We start from the raw sequence: 13,989 nt of genomic DNA on the forward strand, positions 1-13,989 counted from the left end.
TACCAGCCGGTAATTACCAAACCCTTACCACGTTGCTGACATCTTCGGATCCGGGACGACGCCGGTTACGCTGCAAGGGTGTTCGGCTTCTTCAAGACCGAGATGGTCTCTCCCGAGTCCGCCCTCCCGGGCCGTGACTCCGCGATGCCGGTCCCTCCTCGCCACGAGGTCCTCGGCACCCCTCTCACGCCCCCGTATCCCGAGGGCTCCGAGATCGCCGACTTCGGCCTGGGCTGCTTCTGGGGCGCGGAACGAAAGTTCTGGCAGACCCCCGGCGTCATCACGACCGCCGTCGGCTACCAGGGCGGCTACACGCCCCACCCCACCTACGAAGAGGTCTGCAGCGGCCGCACCGGCCACACCGAGGCCGTCCGCGTGGTCTACGACCCCGCCCAGATCTCCTACGAGCAGCTCCTCCGCGTCTTCTGGGAGGCCCACGACCCCACCCAGGGCATGCGCCAGGGCAATGACACCGGCACCCAGTACCGCTCGGCGATCTACACCCATGACGACACCCAACTGAAGGCCGCCGAGACCTCCCGCGACGCCTACCAGCAGGTCCTCACCGCCGCCGGCTACCGCCCCATCACCACCGAGATCGCCCCGGCTGGCCCCTTCTACTTCGCCGAGCCCTACCACCAGCAGTACCTCTCCGACACCAAGAACCCCAACGGCTACTGCGGCATAGGCGGCACCGGCGTCAGTTGCCCCGTGGGCATCACCCCAACGGAGTGAACGAAGCGGTCTTCAACGAGGTCGCGGTGCTCTGGGCAGTGCACAAGGGAGCAGCATGGCCCGACGACCTCTATGGGACGGAACATCTGGGCCGGGACGTCGTAGAGATCGACGTAACAACGCCGGGCTGCATCGCGACCTCAGCGAACCGAGGCGGTGTGCTCGACACCGCTCGGGCGGGACCAGCTGATCCACGACGCGCGGTCGGTGAACGTCTTCGACGCCGTGGCCGACGGTTACAGCGCATGCATCCCCTGTTTCCCCGACTACACGCCCCCAGGCACGAAGCTCTGCTGGGCGCGGGTGGAGGGGCGCTGGGTCTCCCATGTCGCGGATATTCGGCAGGAGACCGTGCTCATGCCCGCAGGGGATCTCCGCCCGCGTTCGGTGGGGGAGTCGGGGCCGCCGAGGTGAGGGTCTGAGGGGCCTGGGGGGATCGGCCGCGGACCAGGGGGAGGAAGACCTCGTCGACGATCTCGGTGAGGACGGCGTCGGGGACGGAGGGCAGGCCCCGTAGGGCGTACTCGCCGCGCAGCAGGGTCATCGGCAGGGCGGCGACCCGAGGGTGGAGGGCCTCCGGGGGGGCCTCGGCTCGGGCGACGGCGCGGCTCAGGAGGGTGAGCCAGGCGGTGCCCATGGCGTCGCCGGCCTGTTCGCGCAGCAGGGTGAGGAGTTGCGGGTCGTCGGAGGAGGCGGCGAGGAGGTCGCGCAGGATGGCGCCCTCCGGGGAGGACCAGGTCGCGTTCGTCCGTCTGAGCAGCTCCAGGGCGTCGCCGCGCAGGGAGCCGGTGTCCGGGGTCGGGGTCCGCGACCGGGCAAGGTGTCGGTACGCGGCGACGCCCAGGGCCGCACGATGGCGCCATCGCCGGTAGATCGCGTTCTTGTTGGTGGCGGCCCGGCGGGCGACCTTGTCCATGGTCATCCCGGCGTAGCCGGATTCGCGCAGCTCGGCCGCCGCGGCCTCCAGGATCGCCTGCTCCAACGCCTCGCCGCGGCGTCGGGTGGCCGGCCCGTCGCCGCGCCGGCCCAGGTCCTCATCGGCCGCCATGCCGCCCCCTCCGTCGCCGAGCCCTCCGCCGGACAGGGTACGCGCCGTACGCATCGAAATGTTACGGTACGGGTCGTACCCTAAGAAAGGGTCGATGATGCGCGCCTATGGAGTCACCTACGACACCGGGTTCCCGACCGCCGGAACGACCACCCACGAGCCCTTCGACCCCGAGGTCGTTCGCCGTGAGACGCAGATCATCCGCGACGAGCTGCACTGTGACGCGGTGCGGATCACCGGTGGCCATCAGGATCGCCTGGAGACCGCCGCGCGCCACGCCGCGGACGCGGGGTTGGAGGTCTGGTATTCGCCGTTCACCAACGGCCTCGACCGCGACGAGCTGATGGCGTTCCTCGTGGACGGTGCCGAACGTGCCGAGCGCCTGCGCCGAGAGGGGGCCGACGTCGTGTTCCTGACCGGATCTGAGATCGCGCTCTTCACCAGCGGCTTTCTGCCCGGTGACGGCTTGGAGGAGCGGCTCGGCGTGCTTGCGGACCCGGTGCGGCTGCGGTCCGAGCTGCCCGAGTTGCACTCCCGGGTCAACGCGTTCCTCGCTCGGGCCGTCGCCGCGGTGCGCGAACGGTTCGGCGGGCCGGTGAGCTACGCGTCGCTGCCGTGGGAGGGCGTCGACTGGACGCCGTTCGATGTGATCGCCACCGACGCCGGCTACCGAGATGCGGCGGCTGCGCCGGGTTACCGCGAGGCCGTCCGTGCGCAGACCCTGCGCGGAAAGCCCTTCGCCGTCACCGAGTTCGGCTGCACCACTCACCGTGGGGCCGCCGACCTGGGTGGGCGCGGGGACTCGATCGTCGAGTTCGACGAGCACGCGCGCCCCGTCCGGCTGACGGCGGATGTCGTCCGCGACGAGCGGGAACAGGCCGATCTTCTGCGGGAGATCCTCGGCATCTACGAGGAGGCGGGGGTCGACACGGCGTTCGTCAACACCTTCGCCCGTCGGGACCTGCCCACGTCACCCGATCCGGAACGCGACTTCGACATGGCCGGCTTCGGGATCGTCAGGGTGTCGGCGCACGGAACGGCGACCTCGCGGCCGGGATTGCCGTGGGAGCCCAAGGCCGCATTTCACGCGCTGGCCGAGTACGGGCGCTCACGGAAAGGTCGCGAGGCGCAGTGAATCACTGTCCCGACGCGATCGAAAATATGCGGAAAGCGCCCTTGCCCGGATCGGATCGTCAGGGCGCTTCCGCCTTGGGAAACGATTGCGCCGACAAATCGGGTGCACCGCCGATGAGGGGGACAGGGCAGGTCGCCGTTGTCCTGTCCTGCGGATTCCCTGCACGACGGTGACGGGTGCCTGGCCGAGAGTGAGCCCTCGGCGCGGCGCTGGGTACGGTGGGACGAACGACCGCGAAAGCTCTTGACCGTTGATTGCCGGGGGCGGTGTCAATGGGTCAGGAGATAGGCGATCACCAGGGCGATAACGAGCTCCGACATGCTTTCAGAGTAAGTCGAAAACCTTGACCGACATCACCCGTGAAGGTGACAAGAACCTGACCCGGATTCAGGCCCCGGCGGATGCGGCGGTCCCGGTCGGCCGGGCGTGTCGGGTCATGGGGTTGACTGAGTGTCATGATCGGACGCATCGACGAAGTGGTCGTGGACTGCGCGGACCCGGGCCCGCTGGCACGCTTCTGGGCCGGCGTCCTCGGCGGCGACCCGGTGGACCGTGACGCGGACTGGTCGTACGTCGACACAGCGGGTGGCCTCCGCATCGCGTTCCAGCGCGTGCCCGAGCCCAAGCTCACCAAGAACCGGCTCCACCTGGACATCGCGGTGGACGACATCGGCCCGGCGCGGGAGCGGCTTCTCTCAGCGGGGGCGACGGCCCGCGGTGAGGTGGTGGTGGACGACCAGGGGGCCTTCCAGGTCATGCGGGACCCCGAGGGCAACGAGTTCTGTCTGGTCCACTGAGCGGTCGGCCGGCATTCCTCGGACCCACCAGTTGAGGGCGTTCACTGATCGCCCCACCTGGCGTTCCACTGAGCGGTCGGCGGGGGAGAAACGGCGAGGCCGCGGTGTGGGCGCCGGTGGGCGTCCGCACCGCGGCCTCGTTGGCCGGTGGACTCGGGGATCAGTACGGCAGGATCCGACCGGAAGGTGTCCGGAGATCCATCGGGGTCGGTTGACGTGGTGGCTTGGGGCGTTTGACGAGTTGCTGCCGTGCCATGGTGATCATCTCCCCCCTCTCGGCGGAGCCTAATCCGCCGATCGAGCTGATCTCGCGTCACCTGTACGACGCGGGATGGATGCCCGAGGTTCGCCGAGCCTATGCGACGGCGGCTGCCGGTTCGACCGATTTTGCCGTCGCCATCCTGTCCGTACGTGGTCCGTCGACCACCAAGGGTGCGGATTTCGGGCGAGTCCGGATGAGGGTCACTAGGATGCGCGCCCATGACCGAAATCGTGATCGACCCGAGTCGGTCGGCCCTGGTGGCCATCGATCTCCAACTGCGCATCGTCGGCCGCCACGCCGAGCCGCACACCGGAGCGGACGTCGTTCGGCGGTCGGCGCAACTGGCCGAGGCGTTCCGGCGGACGGGGGCCCTGGTGGTCGTCGTCAAGCGCGAGTGGCCGCAGGACCCCCAACCGGCGGGCAGCGAACTCGTGGACGAGATCGCCCCTCGAGACGACGATCTCCTCGTCACCCGCCGAGGCGACGACGCGTTCCTCGACACCGACCTGTCGGAGCTGCTCCCCGGCCGCGGCATCGAGACCCTCGTCATCACCGGGATCGACACCGCCGCCGTGGAGACCACCGCCCGGACCGCCCGGGAGGCCGGCCACCGCCTGTTCCTGCCGCATGACGCGACCGCCGGGGAGAACGGCGACGCCCACCGGCTCGCCGTGCAGGGAACCCTCCCCGAGCTCGGGACCGTGTGCACCACCGACGACGTGCTCGCCGCCCTGACCCCCTGAACGCTCAGGAGACGACGTCCTTGGCCCGGAAGTGGCGGAAGGCGAGGGCGAGCAGGACGGCCGAGTAGGCGAGGGAGATCGCCGTGCCCTTGGCCATCCCCGTCCACTGGACCGTGGGCTGCATGGCGTCCATCCAGGAGTAGGCCCAGTGGGTGGGCAGGAAGTCGCGCCAGGCCCCCAGAGCGGTGACGGCGTCCAGGATGTTGCTGACGATCACCAGGCCGACGGCTCCGCCCACCGCGCCCAGCGGCGAGTCGGTGGCGACGGAGAGGAAGAACGCCAGCGCCGCCACGACCAGTTGGGCGATCAACGCGTACCCGACGATGATCGCCATCCGGCCGAGGGCGGTGTCCACCGGGACGGTGCCGCCGGTGGGCAGCTCCACATCGCCCCAGCCGAAGGCCACGGTGCCCGCGACCAGGGCCATCGCCGGCAGACAGACGATCGCCAGGGTCGCGTACCCGAGCGCCACGATGAGCTTCTGGCGGAGGAGCCGGGCCCGGGGCACGGGCGCGGCCAGCAGGTAGCGCAGGGACGACCACCCCGCCTCACTGGCCACGGTGTCGCCGCAGAAGAGCGCCACCGCGACCACGAGGAGGAAGCCCGCCGAGACGAACAGGGTGAACAGGGCGAAGTTGAGGGCGCTCGCGGTGGCCACGTCGACCAGGCTGGGGACGCCGTCCGGGCCCGGATCGCCGCCGATCTTGAACGCCGCGACCAGGACCCAGGGCAGCAGCACCAGGAACGCGAAGGCCACCATGGTCCGGCGTCGCCGGAACTGACGGACGGCCTCCACCCGGAGCGGCAGCGTGCGCCGCACCGAGTGGGCGGCGGTCGGCCCGGTCTCCAGGGACCGATCGTCGTCGACCCGCACGGGTGTGCCCATCAGGAGCCCTCTCCGATGATCTCCAGGAACGCGTCCTCCAGCCGCCGGCCGCTGCCGACGATCTCGCTCACCGGTCCGGCGGCGACCCGGCGGCCCCGCGACATCACCACCGCGTGCGTGCAGGTCTGCTCCACCTCGGCGAGCAGATGGCTGGACACGATCACGGTGCGTCCGGCGCCCGCGTACCGGACCAGGACGTCGCGCATCTCGCGGATCTGGGGCGGGTCGAGCCCGTTCGTCGGCTCGTCCAGGACCAGTAGGTCGGGGAGGCCCAGCATCGCCTGCGCGATGGCCAGCCGCTGCCGCATCCCCTGCGAGTAGGTGCGGACCGGGCGGTCGAGGGCCGCGCCGAGGTCGGCGATGGCCAGCGCCTCGTCCAGATGGGCGTCGACGGCGGGACGGCCGGTCGCCCGCCAGTACAGGTCGAGGTTGTCGCGGCCGGACAGGTGCGGCAGGAAGCCCGGGCCCTCCACGAACGAGCCGAGCCGCGCCAGGACCGAGGCCCCCGGACGCACCCGCCGGCCGAAGATGCGGATCTCGCCCGCGTCGGGATGGATGAGCCCCATCAGCATCCGCAGCGTCGTCGTCTTGCCCGCCCCGTTCGGGCCGAGCAGCCCGAGCACCTGCCCCTGCTCCACCCGGAACGACAGGTCGTCGACCGCGAGATGGCCGTTGCGGTACGCCTTGGTCAGCCCGGTGATCTGCAGCGGTACGCCGTCGAGCGCGGGATCGTGGGAGTCGGCGCGGGACCGGCGGCCGGGGACCAGGATCCCGGCCGCGAGGGCCAGCGCCACCACCGGCAGGACCCACACCCACGCCGGCAGGGGGGCGCCGGGCGTCGTCAGCGCGGGCACCGTCGGCACCGTCAGCGCCGACGCCACCGAGACCTTGTACGTCGCGGGCTTGGCCGGAGTGGCGAAGCCCATGTCCGTCGTGCTCAGCACCAGCCGCAGCCGGTGGCCCCGGTCGAAGCGGTGGTCCATCGGCGGCAACGTCACCGTCGCCTCGCCGCCCTTCTCCACCCGCAGCGGCGCGGACAGGCGTCTGGCCGGCGTCGCCCTGCCGCCCGGCGCGACGTCGTACAGCTTGGCGAACAGCGTGACCGCCGCGTCGCCGGACACCCGGACCCGCACGGTGGGCGCGCCCGTCAGGTGCAGTCGCCGATCGAGGGGACGGGAGTCGAACGCGGCGCTCTGGCCCGGGACGTCGGACGGCAGACCGCCCCCGCCGAGGCCCTCCAGCGCGCCGAGCGCGCCCAGGCCGGGCAGCGCGGAGATCGAGGCGGGGCTGCCGCCCGCCGGGTTGAAGATCGTCTGCTCGCGTCCGGCGACGGGGACGGACCGGACACCGGCGTCGAGCCCGGGGTACGTCGACGTCCGCGCGGACTCGATCACCACGTCCCCGGTGGAGGAGTCGAGACCGCCGGAACGCGACACGGAGAAGGCGGGCGGCGCGGCGGTGCCGTCCCGGTCCAGATGGCGGTCGAACCAGTCGCGCACCAGGCCGCGGACCCGTTCGCTCTCGGAGTCACCGCCGTCGTGGCCGCCCTGGATCCAGGCGACCGACACCGGCGCGCCGTTGCGGGCGATGGCCCGCGCACTGGCGTCCGCCTGGTCGAGCGGGAACAACGAGTCCGTCTGCCCCTGGACGAGCAGCGTGGGGACCTTGATCCGGTCGGCGTACGCGGCGGGGCTGGAACGGCGCAGGATCGCCACGGCCTCCGGTGTGGGCCGGCCGGTCTCGGCCACCTCCTGATACATCGCGCAGAGCTCCGGCCGGAACCGTCCACAGGCTGTGGACGGCGCGGGCCCTCGCGAGGATGGACCGAAAGCGCCCTCGGAGCTTCCGGCGGTGAAGAAGACGCCCGCCCAGAGCTTCTTGAAGACCCCGGTCCCCGGCCCGGCCCCGGTGGCGTTCGGGAACAGCACCTCCGCGAGGTCGTTCCAGGTCAACTGGGGTGCGATGGCGTCGACCCGGGGATCGTGCGCGGCGGTCAGCAACGCGATCGCGCCGCCGTACGACTCGCCCGCGACACCCACCCGGGGATCGCCGGCGCGGTCCTTGCGCACCTCGGGCCGGCGGGCCAGCCAGTCGACCAGTTGCCGGGTGTCCTTGACCTCGTAATCGGGGGAGTCGAGGGCGATCTCCCCGGTCGACCGCCCGAACCCGCGCGCCGACCACGTGAGCACCGCGTACCCGGCGCGGGCCAGTTCCTGGGCCTCGGCCCGGGTGTCGTCCTTCGAGCCGCCGAACCCGTGCGCCAGCAGCACCGCGGGCGCGTCGCCGCGGCCCACTGGGTGGAAGAAGGTGGCGTCCAACGTGACCCGCTGGTCGTCCTGGGGTCCGTCCACGACCGGGATGCGCAGGTGCTCGTCCCGCACGGGCGCGTCGCCCCCCGCCGCCCACGCCAGGCCGCCGCCGGCGAGCAGGAGCACGCCCGTGATGAGCGCCCAGCGCCTCGTCCACCGACGCTTGAAGGCGGCCCACGGCCGCCGGAACGCGCCCCCTTGATCCATGCCCCGACTCTATGCGCGCCGAGTGAACGGCTCCTCCGCCTACCGGCCGCACTTGCTTGCTCCGAACGGAGTAGCCCGCCCCGTCCCGCTACGCCCGCAGCGGTACGGGCGATCAGCCGGTACCGGTGATCTGGGCGATCAGCGACGTGGCCCCGTCCTGGGTGAACTGCCCGCTGATCTCGACGTCGCCCGAGGTCAACGGCTGGAGCACCTCGGGAGCGGAGACCACCTTGCCCCCGACGACGATCGCGAGCTGCCGCGCGGGGGTGCCCGGCGGCGCCGCGGAGACCTGACGGGTCAGCTCGCCGAAGGTCGTGGCGTCGGACGGCCGCAAGGTGATCAGGATGGTCCAGGTCGGGCCTCGGGTGTCGGGCGGAACGGCCCGGATTTCGGCGAGCTCGTGGACGGTCATCCCGGGGCCGAGCCGGTGACAGGTCTTCCCGTCCGAGGACGGGGTGCCGCCGGAGGCACAGGCTCCCGGCGTGGACGAGACCACCCGCTGGAAGCCGAGGGACGCGGTGAGCCGCCGAGCGTTCGCGGGCTCCTCGTCGTCCTGAACGAGGAGGAACGCGCCGAAGACGACGGCCACCGCCAAGACCAGCGCCCCGGCCCCGATCGCGATGATCAGCGGTGTCCGCGACCCGCGCCGTGCGGGCCCGGAGACGTACGGGCTCGGGGGCGGCGGCGGGCTCTGCGGCGGGCCGGCGACCATCAGGTACCGCGCAGCGTGCGGACCAGCCGGTCGGCGTCCGCCCTGCTGAACCGGCCGGTGACGACGACCCGTCCGTTGGTGATCGGGGTGGTCACGCGCGCGGCCGTCACCAACTGGTCGCGCACCACGAACGCGAGGGTACGGCCCCGGGTCACCCGGGTGAGGTCGCCGAACGCGCGCCGGTCCTGGTCCACCAGGTCGATCGCCACGTTGTGATCCGCCGAGCCGCCGCGCTGCACCCGCATCTCGGTGACCTGGCTGATCCTGATGCCGCTGCTGAGCTGGTAGCACGCCGGGCCCGCGACGGTCTGGCCGGTGATCCCCTGCGTACCGGCCGGGCAGGCCCCCGAGATCACCTGGGTCACCGGGTAGACGTGCAACGGCGACGTCAACGGCACCGGGTCGGAGGTCTGCGAGGTCACGATCAGCGTGCCGGTCGCCACCACCGCCGCGATCAGCACCCCCAGCGCGATCACCAGCCCCAGCAGCGCCGACCTCGGCCGCGCGTCCCGCCTCCGCCGGTGCAGCCCGGCCCGCGCCCGCCGCTGCTCCTGCAACCGCCGCAGCGCGTCCGCCCGCCGAGCACGCTCCAAGGCCTCCCGCTCCTGCGGCGAGACCGGACCCCCGCCCACACCGGACCGGGCCCCGACCGAACGCGCCGTGGACGCCGCCGCTCCACCGCCCGCCCTCCGCCGAGCCGCCCACCCCTTACGAGCCGGGGACCCTCCACCGTCGCCGCCGGCCCGATGCCGAGACGGCCTACCATCACGCGCCGAAGACGCCGCCTTCTCGCCCCTCACGGGCACCGCGCTCTGGGAGGCTCCCCCTTCACCCCTGGCCTGCCGCCCAGACGGCCGGCCCTCACGAGCCGGAGACGCTCCGACATCGGGCGCCATGGACGGCGCGCCCTCGCCCTTGGCTGGCTGCTGGGACGCTCTGTCGTCGTGTCCTGCGAAGGGCCCGCCTTCGTCCCCGGCCTGGTGTCGGGTGGTTCCGCGCCCGCGTGTGGGAGGCGGTCCGGCGTCGGAAGCCGTGGGGGGTGCGCCTTCGCCGCCGGCGCGGTGCCGGGCGGGCTTGTCGGCGCGGGCCGCGAAGGGTCCGCTTTCGGGCGCGCCTTCGTTCCCGGCTTGGTGCCGGGGGGCTCCGCGCTCGCGGGTCGGGGGCGTTCCGGCGTCGGGAGTCGTGGAGGGTGTGCCTTCGCCGCCGGGGCGGTGGCGGGGGGGCCTGTCGTCGCGGGCTCCGTAGGGTCCGCTTTCGTTCCCGGCTTGGTGCCGGGGCGTTCCACCCTCGCGGGTCGGGGGCGTTCCGGCGTCGGGAGTCCTAGAGGGTGCGCCTTCGCCGCCGGCGCGGTGGCGGGCCGCCCTGTCGTCGCGGGCCGCGAAGGGTCCGCTTTCGGGCGCGGCTTCGTTCGTGGCCTGGTGCCGGGGGGTTCTGCGCTCGCGGGTGGGAGGCGTTCCCGCTTCGGGAGTCGTGGGGGGTGTGCCTTCGCCGCCGGGGCGGTGGCGGGCGGGTCGGTCCTCGCGGGGCGGGGCGGCTTGGGGAGGGGAGTCGTGGGCGGCGGGCGGCTGGGGCTTGCGGCTTCGGAACCGCCGTGACCCGCCGTCGTTGGTCGTGTTCGTCCGGGACTCGCCGTCGCCGGAGCGGGGGCGGAACCGTCCGTCGTCATCGCGCGAGCGGATCGGCTCCGTTCCGGTGCGGGGCGGGGTGGGACGGCCGTTGCCGGGGCGGGGGGTGCGCGGGTCGGCGGGGGAGCCCATCGCGAGGGGTTCGGTGGGGACGCCGTCCTCGGAGGAACCGGTGGCGGGACCGCGTTCGGCGGAGGGGCCGCCACGGGATGCGCGGGGATCGTCGGGGGTGTGCTCTTGGGCTGGACGCGGGTCGGGAGGGTTGGCGCCCCCCGCCTTGACGTCCGACTTTCCCTTTTTGCGGCCCCGTACGACCCGCATCGTCACCTCCCTTGGGCGTGGGCCAAGTCTTGCAGTGCCCGGCGGATACCGCCAGCACCGTGGCTCCGTCAAGATCATGAGGGCTGTAGACAAGGCCCCGGTGCTCACTCGGAGGCGAGAACCGGGGCCCTCTTTGTCATCGGGTGAGGGTCAGGCGTCGATGCGCCAGGTGTCCCCACCGCCGAGCAGGGCGGCCAGATCGCCCGGACCCTCCCGTTCGGCGGCCTCGTCGAGCTGGGCGCGCAACTGCTCGTCGTACGACGGGCGTTCCACCTGACGGAAGACGCCGATCGGGGTGTGCTCGAACGCCGGCGAGTCCAGCCGCGACAGCGCGAACGCCAGGGACGGGTCCGGGTCGCGGGCGTCGTGCACCACGATCTCCGACGCGTCCACGTCGGCGGTGCGCACCACCTCGAACCCGCCCGACGCCGAGCGCCGCAGGGCCTTGCCGCGGTCCGCGCCGAACACGATCGGCTCGCCGTGCTCCAACCGCACGGTGACGTCGTCGCGGACCTCGGGGTCCTTGAGCGGGTCGAACGCGCCGTCGTTGAAGATGTTGCAGTTCTGGTAGATCTCCACCAGCGCCGTGCCCTGGTGCTGGGCGGCGGCGCGCAGCACCGACTGCAGGTGCTTGCGGTCGGAGTCGATGGTGCGCGCCACGAACGTGCCCTCGGCGCCGATCGCCAGCGAGATCGGGTTGAACGGCGCGTCCAGCGAGCCCATCGGCGTCGACTTGGTGACCTTGCCGACCTCGGAGGTGGGCGAGTACTGGCCCTTGGTCAGCCCGTAGATCCGGTTGTTGAACAGCAGGATCTTCAGGTTGACGTTGCGGCGCAGCGCGTGGATCAGGTGGTTGCCCCCGATCGACAGCGCGTCGCCGTCACCGGTCACCACCCACACCGACAGGTCGGGCCGGGACGCGGCCAGCCCGGTCGCGATCGCCGGCGCGCGGCCGTGGATCGAGTGGAACCCGTACGTGTTCATGTAGTACGGGAACCGCGACGAGCAGCCGATGCCGGAGACGAAGCAGATGTTCTCCCGCCGCAGCCCCAGCTCCGGCAGGAACGTCTGGACGGCGGCCAGGATGGCGTAGTCCCCGCAGCCGGGGCACCAGCGCACCTCCTGGTCGGTCTTGAAGTCCTTGCCGGACTGCTTCCCGTCGGCCTTGGGGACCAGCGACAACGCGCCGTTCCCGGGCGTCCCGTGCAGAGGCTCACTCACTGTCGATCACATCCTGGATCACGCCGGCCAGTTCCTCCGCCTTGAACGGCAGCCCGCGCATGCGGTTGTAGCCGATCACGTCCACGAGGTACTTGCCGCGCAGCAGCAGGGCCAACTGGCCGAGGTTGATCTCCGGCACCACGACCTTGTCGTAGGACCGCAGCACCTGGCCGAGGTTGGCGGGGAACGGGTTGAGGTGGCGCAGATGGGCCTGGGCGACCTCGCCGCCGGCCGCGCGCACCCGGCGGACCGCCGCGGCGATCGACCCGTACGTGCAGCCCCAGCCCAGCACCAGCACGCGGGCCCCGGACGGGTCGTCGACCTCCAGCGGCGGGATGTCGTTCGCGATGCCGTCGATCTTGGCCTGGCGGAGCCGCGTCATGGTGTCGTGGTTGTCGGGGTCGTAGGAGATGTTGCCCGAGCCGTCGGCCTTCTCCAGACCGCCGATCCGGTGCTCCAGCCCGGCGGTGCCCGGAACGGCCCAGGGGCGGGCCAGCGTCTCCGGGTCCCGCTTGAACGGCTGGAAGTTCTCCTGGTCGGGGGCGGCGAAGCCGGGGTCGATCGTGGGGAGCGAGTCGACGTCCGGGATCCGCCAGGGCTCCGAGCCGTTGGCCAGATAGCCGTCCGACAGCAGCACCACCGGGGTGCGGTACTTGACGGCGATCCGGGCGGCCTCGATCGCGGCGTCGAAGCAGTCCGACGGGGACTGCGGCGCCACGATCGGCACCGGGGCCTCGCCGTTGCGCCCGTACATGACCTGCAGCAGGTCGGCCTGCTCGGTCTTGGTGGGCAGACCGGTGGACGGGCCCGCCCGCTGCACGTCGATGACCAGCAGCGGCAGCTCGGTGGAGACGCCCAGGCCGATGGTCTCGCTCTTGAGCGCGATGCCGGGCCCGGACGTGGTGGTCACCCCCAGCGACCCGCCGAACGAGGCGCCGAGCGCCGCGCCGATGGCGGCGATCTCGTCCTCGGCCTGGAACGTCCGCACGCCGAACCGCTTGTGCTTGGACAGCTCGTGCAAAATGTCGGACGCCGGCGTGATCGGGTACGAGCCCAGGAACACCGGCAGCCCGCTGCGGACGCCCGCCGCGACCAGGCCCCACGCCAGCGCCATGTTGCCGGTGATGTTGCGGTAGAGGCCGGCGGACTGGGCGGCGGGCTTGATCTCGTACTGGACGGAGAACGCCTCGGTGGTCTCCCCGTAACTCCAGCCCGCCTCGAAGGCCGCGATGTTGGCCTTCATGATGTCGGGCTTCTTGGCGAACTTGCGCTCCAGAAAGGAGAGCGTCCCCTCGGTGGGACGGTGGTACAGCCAGGACAGCAGCCCGAGGGCGAACATGTTCTTGGCGCGTTCCGCGTCCTTCTTGGAGATGTCGAAGTCCGCCAGCGCGCCGACCGTCATCGAGGTCAGCGGCAGCGCGTGGACGCGGTACGCGTCGAGCGAGCCGTCCTCGACCGGGTCGGCCGCGTAGCCGACCTTGGCCAGGTTGCGCTTGGTGAACTCGTCGGTGTTGACGATCAGGTCGCCGCCGCGGGGCAGGTCGCCGATGTTGGCCTTGAGCGCGGCCGGGTTCATCGCCACCAGCACGTTCGGGGCGTCGCCCGGCGTGAGGATGTCGTGGTCGGCGAAGTGCAACTGGAAGCTGGACACTCCGGGCAGGGTTCCCGCCGGCGCGCGGATCTCCGCCGGGAAGTTGGGCAGGGTCGACAGGTCGTTGCCGAACGACGCCGTCTCCTGGGTGAAGCGATCGCCGGTCAACTGCATGCCGTCGCCGGAGTCACCGGCGAAACGGATGATGACGCGGTCGAGTTGCTGGACCTGTTTGGTCACAGAGGAAGACCTCCTCGACGCGCAGCATCGGGACCGGGGGAGGCATCCCGGTCCGTGATGCTACTTAGGCTTACCTTCATGGTACGTCCGGGCTCTGGTGGATTTTCCGGTGGGGAGGGACCGCCGTTGGCTCGTTCCACCACATAGCGGACAAGTG

Annotated in this window: 11 protein-coding genes; 4 read left to right on the forward strand and 7 right to left on the reverse strand. The window is 71.8% G+C overall.

What is annotated here, in order from left to right:
- Positions 1 to 78: 78 nt before the first annotated feature.
- Positions 79 to 735, forward strand: a complete 657-nt coding sequence (msrA, locus tag DFJ69_RS17305) for a peptide-methionine (S)-S-oxide reductase MsrA (RefSeq protein WP_116023553.1) — start codon at positions 79 to 81, stop codon at positions 733 to 735.
- 355 nt (positions 736 to 1,090) lie between these two features.
- Here msrA and DFJ69_RS17310 read toward each other — a convergent pair whose 3' ends face one another.
- Entirely contained in the window at positions 1,091 to 1,837 is a 747-nt protein-coding gene (locus DFJ69_RS17310; protein ID WP_245974435.1) for a TetR/AcrR family transcriptional regulator, read from the reverse strand.
- A 40-nt stretch (positions 1,838 to 1,877) separates the two neighbouring features.
- Here DFJ69_RS17310 and DFJ69_RS17315 point away from each other — a divergent pair, with 40 nt between their 5' ends.
- From DFJ69_RS17315 to DFJ69_RS17325, 3 genes are all read left to right on the forward strand, one after another.
- The gene (locus DFJ69_RS17315) at positions 1,878 to 2,918 is read left to right on the forward strand and encodes a glycoside hydrolase family 113 protein (RefSeq protein ID WP_245974436.1); all 1,041 of its coding nucleotides are present in this window, start codon (positions 1,878 to 1,880) and stop codon (positions 2,916 to 2,918) included.
- A gap of 455 nt (positions 2,919 to 3,373) precedes the next feature.
- A complete protein-coding gene (locus tag DFJ69_RS17320) occupies positions 3,374 to 3,715 on the forward strand; it encodes a VOC family protein (RefSeq protein WP_116023555.1) in 342 nt (113 codons plus the stop codon).
- Between the two features lie 480 nt (positions 3,716 to 4,195).
- Positions 4,196 to 4,720 (forward strand): isochorismatase family protein, encoded by a 525-nt coding sequence (locus tag DFJ69_RS17325; protein ID WP_116023556.1) that lies wholly within the window; start codon positions 4,196 to 4,198, stop codon positions 4,718 to 4,720.
- Positions 4,721 to 4,724: 4 nt separating this feature from the next.
- Here DFJ69_RS17325 and DFJ69_RS17330 read toward each other — a convergent pair whose 3' ends face one another.
- The 6 genes from DFJ69_RS17330 to DFJ69_RS17360 form a co-directional block, all read right to left on the reverse strand.
- On the reverse strand, positions 4,725 to 5,606 hold the full coding sequence (locus tag DFJ69_RS17330; RefSeq protein ID WP_116023557.1) for an ABC transporter permease: 882 nt from the start codon (positions 5,604 to 5,606) through the stop codon (positions 4,725 to 4,727).
- On the reverse strand, positions 5,606 to 8,122 hold the full coding sequence (locus tag DFJ69_RS36195; RefSeq protein ID WP_116023558.1) for an alpha/beta fold hydrolase: 2,517 nt from the start codon (positions 8,120 to 8,122) through the stop codon (positions 5,606 to 5,608). The genes DFJ69_RS17330 and DFJ69_RS36195 overlap by 1 nt, the downstream gene beginning before the upstream one ends.
- Before the next feature lie 112 nt (positions 8,123 to 8,234).
- On the reverse strand, positions 8,235 to 8,834 hold the full coding sequence (locus tag DFJ69_RS17340) for a SecDF P1 head subdomain-containing protein (protein ID WP_116023559.1): 600 nt from the start codon (positions 8,832 to 8,834) through the stop codon (positions 8,235 to 8,237).
- Entirely contained in the window at positions 8,834 to 9,427 is a 594-nt protein-coding gene (locus DFJ69_RS17345) for a SecDF P1 head subdomain-containing protein (protein ID WP_147312350.1), read from the reverse strand. Before DFJ69_RS17345 ends, DFJ69_RS17340 begins: the two co-directional genes overlap by 1 nt.
- Before the next feature lie 1,503 nt (positions 9,428 to 10,930).
- Positions 10,931 to 12,001: a 2-oxoacid:ferredoxin oxidoreductase subunit beta gene (locus tag DFJ69_RS17355; RefSeq protein ID WP_116023562.1), complete on the reverse strand. Its 1,071-nt coding sequence runs from the start codon at positions 11,999 to 12,001 to the stop codon at positions 10,931 to 10,933.
- Positions 11,994 to 13,832, reverse strand: coding sequence for a 2-oxoacid:acceptor oxidoreductase subunit alpha (locus DFJ69_RS17360; protein ID WP_116023563.1), 1,839 nt, complete (start codon positions 13,830 to 13,832; stop codon positions 11,994 to 11,996). The genes DFJ69_RS17355 and DFJ69_RS17360 overlap by 8 nt, the downstream gene beginning before the upstream one ends.
- Positions 13,833 to 13,989: the final 157 nt, after the last annotated feature.

The organism is Thermomonospora umbrina, from assembly GCF_003386555.1.
In the GTDB taxonomy this organism is placed as follows: Bacteria; Actinomycetota; Actinomycetes; order Streptosporangiales; family Streptosporangiaceae; genus Thermomonospora; species Thermomonospora umbrina.